The 18,777-nt window shown below is 68.8% G+C and carries 25 protein-coding genes and 1 pseudogene; 12 read left to right on the top strand and 14 right to left on the bottom strand.

The features are described from left to right. The first annotated feature begins 299 nt into the window (after positions 1 to 299). On the top strand, positions 300 to 563 hold the full coding sequence (locus tag ACLLJJ_RS40005) for a hypothetical protein (RefSeq protein ID WP_434599698.1): 264 nt from the start codon (positions 300 to 302) through the stop codon (positions 561 to 563). Positions 564 to 599: 36 nt separating this feature from the next. Here ACLLJJ_RS40005 and ACLLJJ_RS40000 read toward each other — a convergent pair whose 3' ends face one another. Beyond that, positions 600 to 938, bottom strand: coding sequence for a hypothetical protein (locus tag ACLLJJ_RS40000; RefSeq protein WP_434599697.1), 339 nt, complete (start codon positions 936 to 938; stop codon positions 600 to 602). A 139-nt stretch (positions 939 to 1,077) separates the two neighbouring features. Further along, positions 1,078 to 1,671, bottom strand: a complete 594-nt coding sequence (locus ACLLJJ_RS39995; protein ID WP_434599695.1) for a TetR/AcrR family transcriptional regulator — start codon at positions 1,669 to 1,671, stop codon at positions 1,078 to 1,080. Positions 1,672 to 1,762: 91 nt separating this feature from the next. Between ACLLJJ_RS39995 and ACLLJJ_RS39990 the strand changes: the two genes are divergently transcribed. The 3 genes from ACLLJJ_RS39990 (at position 1,763) to ACLLJJ_RS39980 (ending at position 4,446) form a co-directional block, all read left to right on the top strand. After that, entirely contained in the window at positions 1,763 to 2,185 is a 423-nt protein-coding gene (locus tag ACLLJJ_RS39990) for a nuclear transport factor 2 family protein (RefSeq protein ID WP_434599694.1), read from the top strand. Further along, on the top strand, positions 2,185 to 3,039 hold the full coding sequence (locus ACLLJJ_RS39985) for an NmrA family NAD(P)-binding protein (protein WP_434599693.1): 855 nt from the start codon (positions 2,185 to 2,187) through the stop codon (positions 3,037 to 3,039). Before ACLLJJ_RS39990 ends, ACLLJJ_RS39985 begins: the two co-directional genes overlap by 1 nt. Positions 3,040 to 3,297: 258 nt before the next feature. Then, on the top strand, positions 3,298 to 4,446 hold the full coding sequence (locus ACLLJJ_RS39980) for a right-handed parallel beta-helix repeat-containing protein (protein WP_434599691.1): 1,149 nt from the start codon (positions 3,298 to 3,300) through the stop codon (positions 4,444 to 4,446). Positions 4,447 to 4,478: 32 nt separating this feature from the next. Here ACLLJJ_RS39980 and ACLLJJ_RS39975 read toward each other — a convergent pair whose 3' ends face one another. Next, a complete protein-coding gene (locus ACLLJJ_RS39975; protein ID WP_434599690.1) occupies positions 4,479 to 5,588 on the bottom strand; it encodes a serine hydrolase domain-containing protein in 1,110 nt (369 codons plus the stop codon). A 234-nt stretch (positions 5,589 to 5,822) separates the two neighbouring features. Between ACLLJJ_RS39975 and ACLLJJ_RS39970 the strand changes: the two genes are divergently transcribed. Continuing rightward, complete coding sequence (locus ACLLJJ_RS39970) at positions 5,823 to 6,548, top strand: hypothetical protein (protein ID WP_434599689.1); 726 nt, start codon at positions 5,823 to 5,825, stop codon at positions 6,546 to 6,548. Positions 6,549 to 6,580: 32 nt separating this feature from the next. Here ACLLJJ_RS39970 and ACLLJJ_RS39965 read toward each other — a convergent pair whose 3' ends face one another. Continuing rightward, positions 6,581 to 6,949: a winged helix-turn-helix transcriptional regulator gene (locus ACLLJJ_RS39965; protein WP_434599687.1), complete on the bottom strand. Its 369-nt coding sequence runs from the start codon at positions 6,947 to 6,949 to the stop codon at positions 6,581 to 6,583. 90 nt (positions 6,950 to 7,039) lie between these two features. Between ACLLJJ_RS39965 and ACLLJJ_RS39960 the strand changes: the two are divergent. From ACLLJJ_RS39960 to ACLLJJ_RS39950, 3 genes and pseudogenes are all read left to right on the top strand, one after another. Continuing rightward, positions 7,040 to 7,153 (top strand): annotated as a pseudogene (locus ACLLJJ_RS39960) (nuclear transport factor 2 family protein); the annotation flags it as partial. A 58-nt stretch (positions 7,154 to 7,211) separates the two neighbouring features. Further along, positions 7,212 to 7,427 carry a nuclear transport factor 2 family protein gene (locus tag ACLLJJ_RS39955; protein ID WP_434599685.1) on the top strand — a complete coding sequence of 72 codons (216 nt, stop codon included), beginning with the start codon at positions 7,212 to 7,214 and terminating at the stop codon, positions 7,425 to 7,427. 250 nt (positions 7,428 to 7,677) lie between these two features. After that, on the top strand, positions 7,678 to 8,922 hold the full coding sequence (locus ACLLJJ_RS39950) for an MFS transporter (protein WP_434599684.1): 1,245 nt from the start codon (positions 7,678 to 7,680) through the stop codon (positions 8,920 to 8,922). 42 nt (positions 8,923 to 8,964) lie between these two features. Here the strand turns inward: ACLLJJ_RS39950 and ACLLJJ_RS39945 are convergent, their stop codons facing one another. The 4 genes from ACLLJJ_RS39945 to ACLLJJ_RS39930 all read right to left on the bottom strand — a co-directional run bounded on the left by ACLLJJ_RS39945 (position 8,965) and on the right by ACLLJJ_RS39930 (position 11,520). Further along, positions 8,965 to 9,393, bottom strand: coding sequence for a nuclear transport factor 2 family protein (locus ACLLJJ_RS39945; RefSeq protein WP_434599683.1), 429 nt, complete (start codon positions 9,391 to 9,393; stop codon positions 8,965 to 8,967). Positions 9,394 to 9,674: 281 nt separating this feature from the next. Further along, the gene (locus ACLLJJ_RS39940) at positions 9,675 to 10,106 is read right to left on the bottom strand and encodes an Rrf2 family transcriptional regulator (RefSeq protein WP_434599682.1); all 432 of its coding nucleotides are present in this window, start codon (positions 10,104 to 10,106) and stop codon (positions 9,675 to 9,677) included. A gap of 162 nt (positions 10,107 to 10,268) precedes the next feature. Continuing rightward, complete coding sequence (locus ACLLJJ_RS39935) at positions 10,269 to 10,577, bottom strand: SCO5918 family protein (protein WP_434599681.1); 309 nt, start codon at positions 10,575 to 10,577, stop codon at positions 10,269 to 10,271. Positions 10,578 to 11,316: 739 nt separating this feature from the next. Next, on the bottom strand, positions 11,317 to 11,520 hold the full coding sequence (locus ACLLJJ_RS39930; protein WP_006604711.1) for a cold-shock protein: 204 nt from the start codon (positions 11,518 to 11,520) through the stop codon (positions 11,317 to 11,319). 459 nt (positions 11,521 to 11,979) lie between these two features. On the opposite strand from ACLLJJ_RS39930, the gene ACLLJJ_RS39925 reads away from it, so the two are divergent. Then, positions 11,980 to 12,303 (top strand): hypothetical protein, encoded by a 324-nt coding sequence (locus ACLLJJ_RS39925; protein WP_434599679.1) that lies wholly within the window; start codon positions 11,980 to 11,982, stop codon positions 12,301 to 12,303. 259 nt (positions 12,304 to 12,562) lie between these two features. On the opposite strand, the gene ACLLJJ_RS39920 is transcribed toward ACLLJJ_RS39925, so the two are convergent. Next, positions 12,563 to 12,940, bottom strand: coding sequence for a hypothetical protein (locus ACLLJJ_RS39920; protein WP_434599678.1), 378 nt, complete (start codon positions 12,938 to 12,940; stop codon positions 12,563 to 12,565). A 17-nt stretch (positions 12,941 to 12,957) separates the two neighbouring features. On the opposite strand from ACLLJJ_RS39920, the gene ACLLJJ_RS39915 reads away from it, so the two are divergent. After that, positions 12,958 to 13,959, top strand: a complete 1,002-nt coding sequence (locus ACLLJJ_RS39915; protein ID WP_434599676.1) for a hypothetical protein — start codon at positions 12,958 to 12,960, stop codon at positions 13,957 to 13,959. 123 nt (positions 13,960 to 14,082) lie between these two features. Here ACLLJJ_RS39915 and tgmB read toward each other — a convergent pair whose 3' ends face one another. Together tgmB and tgmA are read right to left on the bottom strand one after the other, a co-directional pair. After that, the gene (gene tgmB / locus ACLLJJ_RS39910) at positions 14,083 to 15,015 is read right to left on the bottom strand and encodes an ATP-grasp ribosomal peptide maturase (protein ID WP_434599675.1); all 933 of its coding nucleotides are present in this window, start codon (positions 15,013 to 15,015) and stop codon (positions 14,083 to 14,085) included. Between the two features lie 15 nt (positions 15,016 to 15,030). Continuing rightward, the gene (gene tgmA, locus ACLLJJ_RS39905) at positions 15,031 to 15,222 is read right to left on the bottom strand and encodes a putative ATP-grasp-modified RiPP (RefSeq protein ID WP_434599674.1); all 192 of its coding nucleotides are present in this window, start codon (positions 15,220 to 15,222) and stop codon (positions 15,031 to 15,033) included. A gap of 314 nt (positions 15,223 to 15,536) precedes the next feature. Here tgmA and ACLLJJ_RS39900 point away from each other — a divergent pair, with 314 nt between their 5' ends. Beyond that, complete coding sequence (locus ACLLJJ_RS39900; RefSeq protein WP_434599673.1) at positions 15,537 to 15,731, top strand: hypothetical protein; 195 nt, start codon at positions 15,537 to 15,539, stop codon at positions 15,729 to 15,731. A gap of 284 nt (positions 15,732 to 16,015) precedes the next feature. Beyond that, complete coding sequence (locus ACLLJJ_RS39895) at positions 16,016 to 16,624, top strand: DUF4383 domain-containing protein (protein WP_434599671.1); 609 nt, start codon at positions 16,016 to 16,018, stop codon at positions 16,622 to 16,624. Positions 16,625 to 16,732: 108 nt separating this feature from the next. On the opposite strand, the gene ACLLJJ_RS39890 is transcribed toward ACLLJJ_RS39895, so the two are convergent. The 3 genes from ACLLJJ_RS39890 to ACLLJJ_RS39880 form a co-directional block, all read right to left on the bottom strand. After that, positions 16,733 to 17,245: an SRPBCC family protein gene (locus ACLLJJ_RS39890; protein WP_434599669.1), complete on the bottom strand. Its 513-nt coding sequence runs from the start codon at positions 17,243 to 17,245 to the stop codon at positions 16,733 to 16,735. Between the two features lie 138 nt (positions 17,246 to 17,383). Beyond that, on the bottom strand, positions 17,384 to 17,944 hold the full coding sequence (locus tag ACLLJJ_RS39885; RefSeq protein WP_434599668.1) for a GNAT family N-acetyltransferase: 561 nt from the start codon (positions 17,942 to 17,944) through the stop codon (positions 17,384 to 17,386). A gap of 53 nt (positions 17,945 to 17,997) precedes the next feature. Further along, positions 17,998 to 18,627 carry a flavodoxin family protein gene (locus tag ACLLJJ_RS39880; RefSeq protein WP_434599666.1) on the bottom strand — a complete coding sequence of 210 codons (630 nt, stop codon included), beginning with the start codon at positions 18,625 to 18,627 and terminating at the stop codon, positions 17,998 to 18,000. Between the last annotated feature and the right edge of the window lie 150 nt (positions 18,628 to 18,777).

Raw genomic sequence — 18,777 nt, 5'->3', positions numbered from 1 at the left:
CGGGACACAGAACGCAGTTCTCGCACCTCCCGCGGCAGGTGAGCGGGACAGCCACATCCAGGACTGCTCACTCACGGAGTTTGACGAACTGAAGGAGTGCGAAGACTGAATATGCCGGTACCTCGTCGGCAAAGGCGATTCCCACCTGCACCCAGAGCGCCTCGCCACCCCGATCCCCAGGCTCTGATCAGTAACCGTCGAAGTGGAGAACCGTGACCGAGGAGCCGCCGCGCATCACCCCGGTACGGGACAGCCCCCCGGGCTTCCGTCCCGCTCGGGCCGCCCCGGAGGAGCCGTAGATGGACGCCGCATCCGCAACCGGGCTTCTCCTGCTGATCGCCGCCGAACCGGAGCTGCTCGCCGCGGCGCCGGACGACGCGAGCGGGAGCGAGCTGACCGACCGGGTCCGCGACGAGGAGCATTCGTGCCTCGGTTGCGGGGAACCAGCCGTCTGCGCCGTGATCGTCAATTCCTCCACGGCCGGGCCGCGCTGGCTGGACCTGTGCTCAGGCTGCTGGTTCACCGTACGACTCGCCAACGACTCCCCGGAGTGGCCGCGATGACCGGTGCGGCGCGCGAATTTCCGTAGCGGGGGCCGGTCAGAACACGCCCCTGGCCGCCTCTCGCTCCGCGAGGAATTCGTCGAGGAGCGCGAAGAGCGCTTTGACGACTCGCTCTTCCTGTCCCGGTGTCAGCTGGCGATGGTCCCAACCGTGCGGGAGGGCGATATGGCGAACCAGGCCCCACCAGACGTGGTTGCAGTCGCGGCCGTGGCGGGCCACCAGCCACTCACGCCAGCCATCAAGTCCTGGACCGCCGTGGCGTCGGGCGTGAGCGTCGTACCCATCCACATACGCCTGTACGGCGACGAGCGAAATCCGCTCCAGATACATGCCCTGCCGCTTGGCGAGGTTGGCCCAGTACTCACGCTCGCTCATGCCTATGAGATCCACCCGGCAATCATCCCGCCCCTCGTCCGGAACGGATGACAGCCGACAGCAGCTGAAGCGGCTCAGCCCGGCCCGCCGGCTCGGCACTGATTTTCAGGCCCACGCCTTCCTCAAGCTCGCGTCCTGTTCAGTCTCGCGTCGGACCGGATTCCATGACTCTGACGGTGAAGGCCGCCAGGTCTGCCCGCATCTGCTCACGGGTCACCCCCTTCGCGCCGACGAGGTGTTCGACGAGGTCGGCGCGCGTGGCGGCGAGCAGGGCATGCGCGATGAAATCGCCGTGAGTGAGCCCGGGGACCTCCTCCAACGCGCCCTGGATCGTGCTGTGCCACCGCTCATAGTGCTCGGCCTCGTAGGGGCTGTCGCCGCCGGTTCCCTCCAGCGCCAGGGCGAGGTGGCGGTTGTCGAGCTTGAAGCACAGGACCGCGTCGAGGAGAGCGGGGACGCGTTGGAGTGGCGGGGTGGTGGGCCCGAGGGGTGGCGCCCCTTCTTCGGCGGCGACCCTGATCGGTGCGAGCCGCAGCTCGAACAGCGCTTGGATCAGGCCGGTGCGATCGCCGAATCCGCGGAAGAGCGTCGCCTTGCCGACGCCGGCAGCAGCCGCGATGTCGGCCATGGTGACCGTCCCCGGGCGCTCCCGACCGGCGAAGAGCTTGTCGGCAGCCGCGAGGACGGCCTCTCGATTGCGAGTGGCGTCCGCGCGTGGCTTGCGTTCCGACATACGACTCCTCCTTGCTAAACGGACCCTGGGTCCGTATCGTTCACGACACGAAACGGACCCCCGGTCCGTATCCTACGGGACGGAGCACTCCATGACCACGAACACCGCATCGGCGGACCTGTACCGCCACGGCCTGCAACTGCTGCTGGACAAGGACATCGCCGCCTGGGTCGAGCTGTGGGACGAGAACGGCATCCTTGAGTTCCCCTTCGCTCCGGAAGGCTGGCCGCAGCGGCTTGAGGGCAAGGCGGCCGTCGCCGAGTACATGCGCGGCTACCCCGACCACATCGACCTTCACGATTTCCCGCACGTCGAGATTCACCAGACAGTCACCCCGGAGACCATCGTGGTCGAGATGCGCGGCGTGGGCCGGCTGGTGGAGACCGGCGGCCCCTTCGACATGCCCTACATCGCCGTCGTCGCCGTCAAGAACGGCCTCATCACCGGCTACCGCGACTACTGGAACCCGCTCGCCCTGCAGGAGCACGCCACCAACTTCGCAGGAAGCAACTGATGAAGAACTCGCAGGATTTCACTCTGGTCATCGGCGCCACCGGCACCACCGGCAGCCGAGTCGCCGCCCAACTGGCCGCCGGAGAACGGCGCGTCAAGGCCGCCAGCCGACGCGCCACCCCCGTGGGCGGCGCCCATGCCGTGCGGTTCGACTGGGACGACCCCACCTCGTTCGACGGCGCCCTCGAAGGCGTGGACCGGGTCTACCTCATCCCGCCGATCGGCTCTTCGGACCCTGCGGCCGTCATGCTGCCCTTCCTTCGGCAGGCCCGCACCGCGGGAGTGCGCCGCGCGGCACTGCTCAGCTCGTCGGCGATCCCTATCGGCGGCCCCGCGGTGGGGCAGGTTCATCAGGCGCTGCCCGGCCTGTTCTCCGAGTGGGCGGTCCTGCGGCCCTCCTGGTTCATGCAGAACTTCACCGGCGACCACGTGCACGCCCAGACCGCACGAGCGGACGGGACCATCCGGACGGCGACCGGTGACGGCCGCGTCGGGTTCGTGGATGCCGACGACATCGCCGCCGTCGCCGTGCGCGCGCTGACCGACGAGCAGGCCCCGAACACCGATTTGGTCCTCACCGGGCCACAGGCCCTGAGTTACGACGACATCGCCGCCACCCTCTCCGAAGTCACCGGCCGGACCATCACGCACCACCGGCTGTCCCACGAGCAGATGCGCCGGCGCCTGGCCGCCGACATTCCCGCCCAGTTCGCCGCGATGCTGGCCGACATGGACCACTCCATCGCCGGAGGCGCCGAGGACCGCACCACTGACAGCGTCCAGCGCCTCACCGGCCGCACGCCGCGCAGCTTCCGCGCCTTCGCGAAACAGGCGTGGCGTACGCCCGCGCCGTAACCTCACCGCGGCCCGGCCGACGGTCATGAGCGGGAAACCGCACCCATGGATGCTCGGTTCATCCATGGAAGTAAGGAAACTTTCCTAACTCGGCGCATCCCAGGGCTAGATGGATGCCGAAAGGTGCACGACACTCATCCCACGGGATGCTGAACACGTAGGGGAACAAGGAGCGGGCTTCGGAACCTCTCCCCCTGTCGGATGCCCGCCCGGAACAACGCAAGAGCTTCCTCCCGCCCCACAGCCAGGAGGTACACGTTGTCCGCAAGAATTCGAGCCGCCGTACGGCGCCCCGTCCGGCCCGCCGACCAGCAGCGCGAGAAGAACCTGGTGTCCAGAGCCCGGTCCGCTGCCGGGACAGCGGCGCTCACCGCGTTCGCCGGACTGGTCGCGGCAGGCACCTTGGGGGTGCCCGCCCATGCCACGGGCACCCGGGAACCCGCGAAGGCCGCTCCCGTGGTTGATGTGTCCACCTCCGCCCAGCTCGCCGACGCGCTGGCAGGGGCAACACCGGGGCAGACCGTCAGGATGGCGCCCGGCGAGTACCGGGGAGCCTTCGCCACCCGGAGCGCGGGTACGGCAGCCGCGCCCATCACCCTCACCGGACCACGCAGCGCCGTCCTCGTCAACGACGGCCCGTCCGGCGAGGCACCTTCGTGCCCGGAACCCACAACCGGCTGGGATTCCGGCTACGGGCTGTGGCTGTACTCGGCGCCGTACTGGAACCTGAACGGATTCACCGTCAAGGACTCGAAGAAGGGCGTGGTCCTGGACAACTCGCACCACGTCCGCCTGGACGGGCTGCATGTGCATCACGTGGAGGAGGAGGGCGTGCACTTCCGCCGCTCCTCCTCCGACGGCGTGCTCCGTAACTCCGTTGTCGAGCACACCGGGCTGGTCAAGCCGCAGTACGGCGAGGGCGTCTATCTCGGGTCGGCGAACTCCAACTGGGGCTGCCACGGCAACTCCGGCGGAGTGGACCGTTCGGATCGCGTCCTGGTCGAGAACAACCGGATCGGCCCGTATGTCACCGGGGAGTCCCTCGACATCAAGGAGGGCACCTTCGACGGTGTCGTCCGGGGCAACACCTTCGACGGGCGAGGCATCAGCGGACAGAATTCCGCCGACTCATGGGTGGACGCCAAGGGCGTCGGCTATCTGATCGAGGGAAACACCGGAACCTTCGCCCATGGCTACGAAACACACCACCCGGGCACCTCACCGTCGTTCCTGAACGGCTGCGGCACGGTTTGGCGGAACAACAGGTCCGACCTCGGCGGCGTGGGCCAATACGCCATCAAAGTCACCTCCACGTCCAAGTGCCGTGAGCGGCCGAACGTCGTGCACGCGTCGAACACCGTGACCCGGGCGACGGGCGGGCTGACCAACGTCAACGTCACTCCGTGACCAGGACCGCCTGTTCCGAGGAGGGCCGGCCGTCATTCGCACATGACGCCGTCGAGGAGAGCCTGGACATGGTCGGGCCCCCGCTCGGTGGGCGCTGTCATGGCGGTGACGGCGATCGCGACGGCACGTCCGTCCTCGGTGGCGCCGGACAGAGTGGCATAGCCGGTGATGTCACCGCCGTGCCCCCACATCACACCGCCACAGCTGAGCGGTGTGCTGAAAATCCCCAGGCCGAATCGGATACCGGAGCGCGCACCGGCTCGGTCGGGGATTTTCACGGTGGTGCGCATCTCCGCGAGCTGGGCAGGCTTCAGGAGCTTGCCGCCGAGCAACGCGGCGAAGAGCCGGTTCAGGTCGCTCGGGGTGGAGATGATCTGCCCGGCGGCCCACCCCCAGGAGGGATCCATCTCCGTGACGTCCTCCAGCGGAGCTCCGGGCTTCGCCGCGAAATAGCCCCGCGGATGGGGCTCCCGTATGCCCTTGTCACCGACACCGGGGAAGTAGGTGTGCCGCAGCCCGATGCGCTCGATCACCCGCCGGGTGATCTGCTCGGCCAGCGGACGACCGGTCGCCTTCTCAATGATGAGACCGGCCAGGACGTAATTGGTGTTGCTGTACGACCACTTGGCCCCGGGGGCGAAGAGCGCCTTGTGCTCCAGCGCGATGTCGAGCAGGGCGCGGGGCTGGAAGTAGGTGTGGCGGACCTCGCCGTTGAGGGCGCTTATGAAGTCCGTGTAGTTGGGGAGTCCGCTGGTGTGCTGAAGCAGTTGACGTACCGTGATGCGGCGTCCGTCGATGCCCTTCCCCCGTACCAGCTTCGGCAGATACCGCTCGACCGGGGCGTCAAGAACAACCTTGCCCTCGCCGACCAACTGCAGTACGACCGTGGCGGTGAACGCCTTGGTGTTGCTCCCCGCCCTCACCTGCCCGTCGACCGGTACCTTCGCCCCGGTCCTCAAGTCCCCCACACCGGCGGTGTAGTTACGGGTACGCCCGTCGCGGCCCACGGTGGCCGCCAGAGCGGCCGGGAACCGATCCTCGCGGACCAGGCGTTCCAACCCCTTGCCCACCACGTCGCCCGAACGCCGGTCCTGAGCCGCGGACGAGGGCAGAGTGCCGGCCGCGGCCAGGGCGAGAGTCATCACAGCAACTGCCGCGATTCGCCGCCGCGGCCGAGGCGGCGACGTACGTGCGTGACAGAGCCGAGAGGAACGATCGGGCATGGGGAACCCTCCTTGTGCGACCTGATGGCCACATCGCGAAACCGGATGCGTCCAGGCTCCCCGTTCAAGATCCACTGGACCATCCGGGCACCGGGTCCATGCGACGTAGGGCTAACCCCCTGAACGCTCTCCCGTACGGGCGACACTGGGAGCATGCGCGTCCACAGGTTTCCGCCCCCGTCCGTCTACGGCCGCCTCCATGTCGAGCGGCTCGACCTCGCGCCCGCCCGCTGGCTGGAGCGGCGCCCACCCGACAACGACGGCTTCGGCACGGTCGCGGGGGTGTGCGCACCCGGATTCGACGCGTACGCGCGGATCCTCCACCCGGCCCGGTTCGGCGCGGAGGCGGTGCGATGGGACCGAGCGGCCGTCGCGTACGGCCGGACCGTGTCCGCGCAGACGCGCTGGCACGAGCTGATCGGCGTCGGAGATCCGCTCTACCGCAACGACGACACCCCTGCCGTCTCCGGCGTCTGGGACGAACACCCGCAAGAGGGCCCGGTCCCCGCCGATGTGGCCCGCGCCCTGATCTCCGTACTGGCCGGGCACACCCGCACCCCCGACCGCTGCTGGTACGGGCTGTGGGACGGCTACGGCCACTACGACTGGCCCGACGTCCCGGTCTTCCGCACGCCCGGCCGTGACGAGATCCTGCTCGCCGGCCCCCTGGACGACGCCGACTCCCCCGCACGAGGCGCCCGGGAGGTGCCGGTCGAGATCCCCGACCTGTGGTGGCCGCAGGATCGTGCCTGGTGTGTGGGCGGCGATGTCGATCTGGTGAGCACGTACGTCGGCGGTTCCGCGGCCGGCGTCGCCGACCTCATCGCCGACCCGCGTCTCGAGGCATACGCGGTTGTCGAAACGTCCCCGGTCAACTGATATGCGGCTCCTGGAGCGCTGCCCGGACAGCGTCAGCGCGTGGCGTCGTACGCGTCTCGGGCTTCGAGGACCTCGGGGATGTGCTGCTGCGCCCAGCGCTGCAGTGCGCGCATCGGCTCGTGCAGGGAGCGACCCAGCGCGGTCAGCTCGTACTCCACGCGCGGCGGCACCTGCGCATAGGCGGTCCGGTGCAGCAGCCCGTCACGTTCGAGGTCGCGCAGCGTCTCGGTGAGCACCTTGGCGCTGATACCGGCGACGCCCGTACGCAGTTCACCGAAGCGCAGTGGCCCCGCATCAAGCGCGATGACGATCATCGCGGTCCACCTGTTGGCTATCCGGGCGAGCGATGTGCGGGAGGGGCACGTTTGCTGAAAAACGTCCCACGCCGACTGTGAGGTCATGCGCGACTCCCATTGGTTACGTTGAGGTCATTGGGCACTAAACGTAACTATAGGGAGTCCGCTTCCGCTTGACGCATCCAGGGAGCACTCATGACGACCACCGAGGTCTTCCACGCCTACTACGACAGCATTGTGGCCGGTGACATGGACAGGCTGGCATCTCTTCTGGACGAGGGCATCGTCTGGCACCAGCCGGGCAGTGGGCCCCTGTCCGGCGAGCACCACGGCCGCGAAGGGTGTGCTGAAGCTGCTCGGCGCGTTCATGGGCCACAGCGGGGGAAGCTTCCGGCTCGTGCAGCAGGACGTCATGGTGAACGGGGGCCTGGTCGCCGTCACGGTCCGCTTCTCCGCGGCCCGTGCGGGCCGTGAACCGATCGACATGGACGGCGTCGACGTGCTCCGCGTGACCGACGGCAAGATCGCAGAAATGTGGCTGTTCTCCGCGGCCCAGGACGCCGAGGACGCCTTCTGGGCCTGATCGGAGCGGGGGCCGGGCGGTCAGGCCGTCCGGCCCCGTTCCCGGTCCCGTCGGCGCAAGGGTGTCGATCACCACGCCCGGTGCGGTGTCCAGGTCCCAGCGCGCAGTGCGCGGGCGCATCGCACAACGTGCCGTTGTGGCGGTCGGCCGGCCAGTTGTTTGACCTGCTGTCCCCCTGCTCGGTTTGATCCCCCTGGTCAACGTCGAGGTGATCGGACGCGGGAGCGAGAGAGCAGGAGGTGCGCCGGGCATGGGAGGCAAGCGGTCGCTGGGACGACAGTTCGGGTGGTTCTGGGCGGCTTACGGGGTCAGCGCTTTCGGCACGCGGCTCGCGTTCGACGCGTTTCCCTTGATCGCGATCCTCGCGCTCCACGCGGGGACGACCGAAGTATCGGTGCTGGCCGCCGCGGGGCTCGCGGTCGGAGCCGCGGTGGCGGTGCCGCTCGGTCCGTGGGTGGAGTTCCGCCGTAAGCGACCGGTGATGGTGGCAATGGATCTGGTCCGGTTCGCCGCACTGATGAGCGTCCCCGCCGCGTTCGCGCTCGGCCGGCTCGGCCTCACCCAGCTCCTCATCGTGTCGGTCGTCGTCGGCGCGGCCGACATCGCCTTCACGGCGGCCGGCGGCGCATGCCTGAAAACGCTCGTACGGCAGGAAGACCTGCTCGTCGCGAACGGACGGCTGGAGTCGACGACCTGGACGGCCACGATGCTCGGCCCCCCGCTCGGCGGGGCTGCGATCGGGCTGTTCGGCCCGGTCATGACCGTGCTGGCCGATGCGATCAGCTTTCTGCTCTCGGCGGCAGGGATCCACGCCATCGGCGGCAAGGAGCCGCGCCCCGCGCGAATTGCCGCACCGCGGCTGCGGGTCGGCGACCTGCTCGACGGATGGCGTTACATCCTCGCCCATCCGGCGCTGCGCCCGCTGTTCCTCAACAGCATCGTGGTCAACGCCCTGATCATGGCGACCTCCCCGCTCCTCGCCGTGCTCATGCTCCGCGACCTCGGGTTCGCACCGTGGCAGTACGGCCTCGCGTTCGCCGCCCCCTGCGTCGGCGGACTCATCGGCTCACGGCTGGCCCGCCGGCTCGTCGCACGGTTCGGGCGGCACAGGGTCATGCGCACCGCCGGGACGCTACGCGCCTGCTGGACGCTCGGGCTGGCCTTCGTCGGCCCCGGAACCGGCGGGCTCGTCCTCGTCATGGCCGTCGAGCTCGGGCTGATCACCTGCATGGGCGTGTTCAACCCGGTGTTCGCCACCCATCGGCTCGACCGAACCGCCACGGACCGAGTCGCCCGTACGCTGTCCGCTTGGTCGGTCACCAGCAAGCTCACCATCGCGGCCCTGACCGCCCTCTGGGGGGTACTGGCCGGCCTCACCGGCCCCCGCCCCGCGATCACGGTCGCCGGTCTCCTCCTGCTGGCGACCCCGCTCCTCCTGCCCCGGCACGACCACGCTCCGGAGTGCGAGGGGGAAGCAGCCCGGCGCCACCCGTGACGGCCCAACTCCCGGCTCGGCACGGCCTGTTCGGCATTCGCTTCAGCTGTCGGTCGGCGGCATCGCCTGGGCGGCGGCGAAGGTGTCCTCGAACAGGCGGAGACGAGTGATCTGCCCCTCGTGGACGGTGAGGTGCAGAGCCACCGGCGTACTGAAGCGACGTTCCGACGATTTGACCGTGTGGCTGAAGCTGCCGAAGACCGCCACGTCGGGCCCGTCCACCAGAACGTGGTCGATCACCGCTTCGCTCTCCCCCTCGACGAAGTGGGTCCACATGGTGCGGAAGTAGGCCGGCACATCCTCGCGGCGCGTGCGCGGGCCGGTCCAGGGGAGGTGATCCGCGCCCGGTACGAACCAGTCGATGTGCTCGGCGAACACATCGGCGATGCCGTCCGCGTCCTGCACGGCGAGCCGGGACAAGAAACGGTCGACTGTGGCGCGTGCACTGACAGACGCTGTGATTTCGGACATGAGAACGCTCCAGGGGATGAGGGAGAGGCAGAGGACGGGATCGAACAGAAGGGAAGGGAGACGCGCGGACGACGATGCCGCGCGAGCCGTACCGGCAGGCCGGCTGCCGAACCCTTGAGGGGCCGGGATCCGACCTGCACCTGTCCGCCGTCGACGAAGAACTCGGCTCCGGCGGCGAAGGGCAGTCCTGCCAGTCATCTGTGCCATGATTCGCACCTTTCCTTGTAACAATTCTTGTTACATTGACGGGCTGCATGAACCCCGCACGCTCGTACGGGGTTTCAGCGGGCCGCGAGGGTGTCCTTGAGGACGTCGGCGACAGTCACGGCAGCCAGTTCAGCCCGCAAGGTCTGATCGATGCGGCCGTACACACCCTTGAGGGCGGGCTGGATTCCAGCACCTACGACGCATTCCTGATTGGGCTCCGCCCGGTGCATGCCGAACAGCAAACCCGACCCAATGGCGTCGTAGACCTCCAGGAGCGAGATCTCTTCGAGACGACGCGCCAGCATCCAGCCGGCACCGGCGCCGCGCCGCGAGTTCACCAGCCCCGCCACGCGCAGCTCACCGAGCAGGCGCCTGATCACCACAGGGTTGGTGCTCGCGCTGTCCGCGATCTGCTCCGAGGTGGCGACCTCGTGCCCGCGACTCTGATAGAGCCCCACCCACGCCAGAGCGTGCAGCGCAACGGTCAGTTTGCTGTTCGCACTCACGGACCACCTCCTCGACAGTCGTAACACTACTAGTTGCGTCAGGTGCGCAACCCGGTGCCGGACCCACGGGCCTCCCCCGCCCCCGCACGCGTGGAGGGCCCCGACCGGATGCACAGGTCGGGGCCCTCCATGCTGTCTCGCCTCGGCTGAGACTTTCTACGGTTACGCCGGTGCCGGCGTGCCGAGCAGCGCCGACGCCGCCGCGAGCGGGGCCGGCTCAACGGCGGGGGCCACGTCGGCGGCCGCGCGGCAGGTGAAGCCGAGACGCGTCAGCGCCCTGGTCACCTCACTGGCGGTGAAGTCGCGGCGGTCCTGCCGGGTGATGACTTCCCCCACCTGCTTGACGGGGTAGTGCCGACGGCCGATGATCACGGACTCACCCTCGATGGGTTCGGGCTTGACGCCCTTCATCGACTCCTGCACGCCGGCCTTGACCAGATCGAAGGGGAAACGGGCGATGACGCAGCGCATAATGCCTCAGCAGGGTTGAGAGGACGGGCAAAGGGGTGCCGGCCGATGGAGGATGACCGACAACTGACGTTAGTCCTACACGGCCGCTCCCAGAAGGGTCTACGGCCAGGAGGTTCCGGGCACCGCCCGGGAATGCGAGTCCGTACACCGTGTCCGAGCGGCACGGCGGCGCCGACATGACCACGCTGCCCGAGCGACCGGCGCGGGCCGTACGGCCACCACGACGCGGATGGTTCCTGTGACACTCGGTCCGGCCGCGCTGCGGCTGGGACTGGCCGCCGTAGGGCGGGGCGGCTCGTGCACCGCTGCTCAGCGCGCACATCTCAGGTCCGCGACGGCGTCGTTCGTGCGAGCTGTGCGGTTCACACAGAACCCTCCTCGATACGGCACGAACCCAGGAAGTACCGGCGCGACTGGACAGCACGGGGATCCGTGGGAACGAACCGAGATGAAGATCAAATCGCAGCCGGGCCGACGGGCCGATCCTGGGCCGGGTGCGTCGAGACATGATCGGCAGCTCCGGGCAGAGGCCGGAATGCCGGATCACAGGGGCTCGGGCGGACTTGCGTCCGGAGCCATGGGCGGAGCGCCCGCCGTACGTGGGGCAGACCAGAGCACCGTCAACTGGCGTCGCTCGCGCAACGTACACGACGCGGTAGGCGGACAGGCCCTGGAAAAAGCAACGAGCTGGGACCCGCACCCCAAGGTGCGGGCCCCAGCTCCGTCGTACGCTTGAGCGTCAGGCGGGAACGATGTTCTCCGCCTGCGGGCCCTTCTGGCCCTGCGTGACGTCGAAGTTCACCTTCTGGCCCTCCTGCAGCTCGCGGAAGCCCTGGGCTGCGATGTTCGAGTAGTGGGCGAAGACGTCAGCGCCGCCACCCTCCTGCTCGATGAAGCCGAAACCCTTTTCCGCGTTGAACCACTTCACGGTGCCAGTAGCCATGTCATATCTCCTTCGGGGCAATGCCCAGGGCTCGCACTGTGCGAGCCTCGAGTCGCCGCAATGATCGCCCCGACCGGAAACCAACTCCGGCGCACAAAAATGCACCTACCGGCATTTGGGGCCGGTAAATGCACTTGAAGTCTTTGGGAACCACAACTGCAACTGAGATCAACACTAGCACGGGGAATGGGTCGAGTGGGGAAAGTGACACCACTCCTTCCGGCAGCACATAAACCTTCACCGCGCATTTCACTAATTTCTGTGCCTGCCGCAATAGGTATTCACTTGTGCGGACCGCAACGTCTGGCCGCGCGGCGAGTTCCCCCAGTCACGACGCGGGGCGCACGGGGCCGTGCGGGCACCGCGCGCATCGTCTCCAGCGCGCCGGGCGCGCCGGGCGCGCCACCGTTGCCGCGCCGAACCTGACCGCCGTCACGCACAATGTCGGCGCCGCCAACAGTGACCCCACCCACCGCCCGGACCCGGCTGGCCGCCGACCCCGGCCTGGTGGCCCTGGAAGAAGTCACCGACGACGCGCTGCCCGCGTACCGGAGGGTGCTGGACCGCCGGCTCACCCACTCCGTTCATATCGGCACCGTGGCCCTGTGGAGCCGCCATCCGATCACCGCGTCGCAGCGCGTGACCATCGATCCCAGCTGGAGCCGGTCCCTGCGCGCCCGGGTCCAGGGCCCGCACGGGCCCCTGGCCGTCTACGTGGTCCATCTGCCCTCGGTCCGGTCGGGCCGTCCGGCTTCACCACCGGTCGACGCAACCAGGCTCTGACCGCACTCGACCGGGGCCTCGACCAGGAACAGCAGAAGAAGGTCCTGCTGATGGGCGACCTCAACGGCAGCACCACTGACCGGGCGCTCGCTCCCCTGACTTCCCGGCTGAGGTCCGAAGCTCAGGTCCAGGCAGCAGGCAGGGCTCTCGGCGTCGGAGGTCGACCGCGATCAGGCAGGTTCGCCGGACGACGCGATCGCGCCGGTCACCGGCTCACCGGTCGGCAGCGCCCCGGTCACCGGCGCACCCTTCACCCGCGTCAGAATGGCAGCAGCCGCGCGTCGCGCCGCCGTGGCCGAAGAGGCCGACGAGCGCCCGTGCCTTGCCGGACGACCTGGCCCCCGAGCTCGGCGGTGCGCCTCGCCAGCAGGCCGGTGAGGCGCTCGCGCAGGCTCCGGTCGGGGAAGGCTTGCTGCACGACGCGGGTGATCTGTCGCCCCACCTCCGGGGGCGAAGCAAGGTAGTCCACGCTCCGCCCGATGTCGTCCCACCCGACGAGAGCGTCGCAGCAGCCGTGCTCGAAGAGCAGGCGGACCTGCAGATCGTGAGTCTCATTGGCCCCCGGCAACCACAGGGTCGGTACGCCGGTGACGGCCGCGTCGTAGACATTGCCCAGTCCGGGGTCATCCAGGCCCACCTGGCCGTGCTCATGAGGTGCAGCACGGCACTGCGGTCGTACGTGGCGACATCTGGATCGGCGAGGGCCGTGACGACATTGCGGCTGGCGGAGACGATCACCTTCCCCTCGGCCGGCAGGACGGCACGCACCGCGGCGAGCATGATCCGGGCATAGACCACGGCATCGTCCGCCCGCCAGAAGGGGCTTTCCAGGCCGCCGAGATGCAGGAGGACATGCCCTCCCGGTGTGTGCTCCCGAGCGGCGGGAACGATAGGCGGGACGACCACGCTTCTCCCACGCAACACCGGTTCGCACGCGAGCCGTTCACGTACCCCGAGGAAGTCCTGGGCGATGTGCAGCAGCGCTTCGCGGGCCACTTGCGGAATGTCGGGCCAGTACCAGGTGAGCGCGTCGTAAATGGCCACCTTCAGCCCTGCGCGCGCGGCCAGTTCGGCAGTTGCTCGGGCGGTCTCGTCGGCCTCGAACTCGCGGTGCGTCACCCGGCTGTTGTCCGGTCGGTGCTCGCGCATGAGCCTCCCGCGCTGTGCCTCCTGCCGGACGCCGCGCAGTACCGGGGACTGACCGACGCCGTCCATGAGGCGTTCCAGAAGGAGGGCGCGCCCTCGGCCATGCGCCGGCTCAGTGTGCTCTTCGGCGGCCGTGAGGCTCCCCATTTGCCCGAGGCGCACGACAACACCGCGTTCTTTCTCGCCCATATGCTGCGTCCGTCGACCCGCTTCATGCCGGACCTCACCGCGCTCGCCGCGATGGCCGAGCGGATCGGAGTGGCCGAAGGCCGCGACTCGCACGCGCAGATCGTGCACCAGCCGGTGGTCGTCGTCGCCGAGCTGCTCGGCGAGCAGTTGGCGGAGTTCCCGGCGGCCATGTCGGCTACGCGAAATGGCCGACCGCCTCGTCGACGTGTTCGCCGCCATGCCGGGGAGGAACCCCGGCATGGCAAGGAGTTGAGGATTGCGTACCTGGACAGTCGCGTGGTCGATGAATGTCTCGTCCGGACCCTTGCGCAGGAGCGGTAGCGGACGTTGACACACTGGCCCTTTCGTCAGGCGCCCGGCGGCTGGGACCAACAACTGCGGTGCTCTGGCGCCGACTTGGCCTTACACCTGCTCCGTACGCCAAGCGCCCCGCCACCTCTGCGCCTACGTCCCCGAGGAGGCGGCCAGCCAGGAGGCGACGGTCGCCGCGATCGGCTGGCCGGTCTCCAATTCGATGAAACCGAACTGGCCGCCCTGATTGCACTCCAGGAACCACCACACCCCTTCGTCGTCCTCGGCGAAGTCGAAAGCCCCGTAGGTGAGACCGGCAAGGCCGGTGTACTCATGTACAGCCCGGCTGATGCGGTGCGGCACCGCGACGGCTTCCCAGACATGGTCGGTGTCGCCGTAGCGCCCGTCGACCTGGCCGGACGCAGCGATCTTCCGCGCGGCGAACAGTGTCCCGCCGACGAACGTCAGCCGGATGTCCGCCCGCTTGGTGATGTACTGCTGGAGGAGGGTGGGGGCTGCCGCGACTCCGGCGAAGTCCGTCTCGGGGCCAATGCGGGTGGTGGGGAGGATGACCGGGGGGTCTCCGGGCGGCGGGCCGGAGGCGGACTTCACCACCACCTCCCGGTACTGCTCGGCGAACTCGCACGCCACCCGCGGAAAAGTGGTGACGAGCGTGGCGGGGACGGCGAAACCGCTGCGGTGGGCGATACGCAACTGCCACGGCTTGCAGCGTGCTTGCGTGGCCATGGCCGGGTGGTTCATCCATCGGGCCTCGGTGGAGAGCAGCATCCCGTACAGCGCTTGTCCGGTCTCACGCGTGAGCCAGGGCGACGCCTCCGGAGCATGTTCGGCGGGCTCGCCCGGCCTGCGCACCCATATCGAGCGCAGGCTGTCCATGCTCAGCAGGCGGCCGTCCGCGGCGAGATAACCGTGCAGGTCCCCCTTGAGGTATTCGGCCGACAGATCGGCCTCGCCGGGGAGATCCGCGGGATCGAAACGCAGCAGCGGGACATCCCGCTCGTGCAGCCCGGCCACCACCATGTCCGCCGTCACATCCTGACGACAGGTCAGGATCAGCACAGTCATCGCTGTCCCGGCCGTTCAGTCGTCGAAATGCGTCTTGGAACCGGCGGTGGACGTGGTGGTTCCGGTCGCCCGGAGCACCGCCCGGTCCGTGATGGCGGGACGCCCGTCGGACAGGACGTTCAGCTGGAGGAAGGAGTCGTACGTGTACGGAATGTCGCCCGCGGCATTCTCAGCCGGAATTGCGTACTTCAACACGAACGGTCGCATAAATCTCCTCAGCGCACCGTGGGAACCTTTGCCCCACGCCTAGCAGTACGTAGCAAACATGTAAAGGTCTCGCCACGTTCCGTCACCTGCCCCCTTCCGGAGGTGAAGACCGTCACATTGACTCCCTCGCCGGATCCACACTCGGGCGGCGAGTGGTGCGGGCCCCGGGCCCGAACCGCGCCCAAGTCGTGGCTTCTACCGTGCTTCTCCGGCCGCCCGGCACGCTCGGTGGAGGTACCGGCCCGTCGTGAGCCACCGGGCGCATCTCTGTCCGCACCTGACAGATCACCGAAGAACGGGCAGGATCAACTGTCATGAGTACCGCAGAGATATCCGAGCATCCGCCGATCTACGACCGCTTGATTCAGGAACGCGGCGACATCCCGGCCGAGACCCGCGAGGCGGCCGAGGAGGCCAAGCACCGGATGCAGCAGGCCCTGGACTGGAGCAGCGTGCACCCTGCCCTGCGGGAGAGCGGGGACGGGCGCTCCTTCTCCGCTTTCGGCTGAGACGCCCGATGGAACATTGACGCCCGCCGACGCGGTTACGGCGTCCCACACGGCCGGGAACTCGCCCGGCTCGCCCAGGCCCCCGAGGCCCTGGCCGAGCCGGGCGACGCTATGTGCGGCTCGACGGCCGGCGGCGGCGCGTCCACATCCCCAGTCGGCCGGCAGGGACCAATCCCCCGGCGTCTTCGCACCGAATAGGGAGTAGCAAAGCTACGCATAGGTGGATCAGCGGGGCGATTCCCCCACTCTTCCCCCCGGGCGCTCTCTATCGCAGGAGGCCGGACATGGCTGCAAGCCATTCTCTACGGGCACGTGTGAGCCCCAGCCCGCGCGTCCATCTCGACGAGCATCTCCCCGTTGATCATCACCTCAGTCACGTCTACCGCTGGGGTGCCGGACTGATGGGGTTGTTCTTGCTGGTCTTCGGGGTCCTGGGCCTGATCGACCGCATCGGCTTCTTCAGCACCGGAGGCGACACGGTCGCGGGCCTGAACACCAACGGCGCCCTCAGCGTGCTGTCCGTCGTCATCGGAGGAGCGCTTCTCGCGGGCGCGTTCGTCGGCGGCAACACCGCGTCGACGGTGAACATGGTGCTCGGATCGGCCTTCGTCATCAGCGGGTTCGCCAACCTCGCCCTGCTGGAGACGGATTACAACTTCCTGGCCTTCCGTATGCAGAACGTCCTGTTCAGCTTTGTACTCGGCCTGCTGCTGATGACCTTCGGCATGTACGGCAGAGTCACTGGCGGCCTCCCGCACGACAACCCGTACTGGCTGGCGCGGCACACCGCACCGGATGACGCCGACCACGACCGGAGGGTCCTGGCCGGCCCGACCACTCCGGAGCGCCCGGCGCTGCCTGAGCATCCGCAGGGCGTACGGCCTGGTCCGTGACCACCCCCGACGCCCCGCGTCACCTGCCCAGCAGGCCGGGCAGGTGACGTACGTACGACGAGGCGCCCCGCCGTCGTGGGCTTCGGCCGGGGCGCCGCACGGCCACTCTCAGGGCTTCACGGCCGGAGCTTCGAGGGCCGCCTTGAGATTGCGCAGGGTTGTCCGGATGTTTCCACCCTGGAAGTGGGCGAAGGTGTGTCCCCTCGTCGCGATCCTGTCGAAGGTGTTGGCCACGAAGTCGGGCCACGATCGCCGGTCGTCGGTCCAGGTCTCCGTCACCTTGACGCCCTCGCCGGCCGGCTCGAGGCGGTATTCCCAGGTGGCGATGGGGGCCCGCAGCCGCGGCTGCTTCAGACCGATGGCGTGGACCCGGAACCGGAACAGCTCGCCCTCGTCGGCCGCGGTGACCGTACAGCGAGTGGTCCATCGGATGGAGCCCCGCTTGTTGTGACCGTTGAAGACCATGCCGACGTGCGCGGGGCGCTGTTCACCGATCAGGGTGGCGCCGAGATTCTCCGGGCTCCAGCGACCCATGAGATCCGGGCTGGAGACATGTTCGTAGACCCTCGACGGGCCCGCCTCGATGATGATGCTGTCGGAAACAGTGAATGTACGAGCCATGGAACTCCGATCCTCGGCCCATGACGTTAGCCGCCCGGCCCGCACGGCACAGCGGCTGCCCCCGCCTCCGGCCCCCAACGCCGCTCGACGTGCCGCCGCCGACCCGCGAGGCGCTGTCCGCTCCGGGGGCCGGGTGACTCACAGCGCCGGCCGTCCCGCCCGCCAGTCCGGCGCCAGCACCGACCAGATCTCCTCGTCGTGCCGCTTCCCGCGGTACAGGTAGCTCTCCCGCAGCACGCCGTCCTTCGCCATCCCGAGCCGTCGGGCCACGGCGATGCTGGGCCGGTTCGCCGACGACACCCACCACTCGACGCGGTGGATGCCCCGTTCCCCGACGGCCCAGTCGATGATCACGCGAGCGGCCCGGGTCACCAGCCCCTTGCCCACCGCCGCAGGCTCCAGCCAGCAGCCGACCTCGGCGACACCCTGCTCGACGTCCATCTTCCGGAGGAGGACCGCGCCGACCAGCCTGCCGTCCGCCCGGATGCCGTACATCCGCCCGGTGTCGGATGCGGCCTTCTCCGCGTACGCCTGGAGGAACGCGCGACTCGACGCCAGGTCCGTCACGACGTCGGGGAGCGCGTTGTGCTGCCCGATGAACTCGCGCCCTCGATCCAGGTGGGCGAGGAACTCCTCGGCCTGCCACGGTTCGAGCGGGCGCAGTTCGGCGCCGTCGTCGCCCAGAGACATCGCGTACAACTTCATCCTCCACGGTCGGACCCGGCACACATGGCGATCCTCTCACTCACCGGCTACCCCCTTCCGTCCTCCTCTTCGCGGGGGAAGCGGGCGAGCGGGGTCCCGCGCTGGAAGAAGGTCTTGGCGCGGATCGTCGCCCGCTCGTCGTCCCGCACCTGACCCGGGCGGGAGCCGTTGCCGAGCAGCACCCCGCCGAATCGCATCCGCAGATACGCCGCCGAGTGGCTGAGGGTGGTCTCCAGCGCGCCGGCGACGGCCTCGTCGCGGTCCGACATGACCGTCACTCCCCACAGCGTCCGGCCCGCCATGCGCTCCTTGAATTCCAGGCCGGGCACCACGAGCCAGCCCGACCAGTAGTCGAGGTAGCGCTTGGTCTGCGCGGACAGGGTGTACCAGTAGAGCGGGGAGGCGATGACGATGTCGGTGGCCTCCAGGGTGGCCTGCCGCAGCGTCTCCTCGTTCTCCCCGACGGGCCACGTGCCGCTCTCGTGGCGGCCGTCCTGGAAGTCGGGCAACGGCACTTGGCTCAGGTCCACCCAGCGCTGTGGGACATCGGCGAGCAACTGCTCGGCGGCGGCGCGTGCGAGGGCCTCGGTGTTGCCTTCGGGGCGGGAGCTGCCGAGGACGAAGAGGAAGGAGCGGTCGGCCGCCCCGGCGTCGTGTTCAGCACCCATGGTGGTCATGTGTCACTCCTGCGGTATGAGATCGGGCGGAACGGGTTCAGCGGAGCGGAAAGCCGCGGGCCGGTGGCCCGGGGAAAATCCGGGCCGTCGCGGAATGGCTGTTCGCGGGTTGACGTTAAGGCTTCACATCAGTGGCAAGGTCAAGCTCGG

The sequence above is a fragment of the Streptomyces sp. A5-4 genome, from assembly GCF_051131715.1.
Lineage (GTDB): Bacteria > Actinomycetota > Actinomycetes > Streptomycetales > Streptomycetaceae > Streptomyces.
This window is presented reverse-complemented; position numbering and strand designations above follow the sequence as displayed.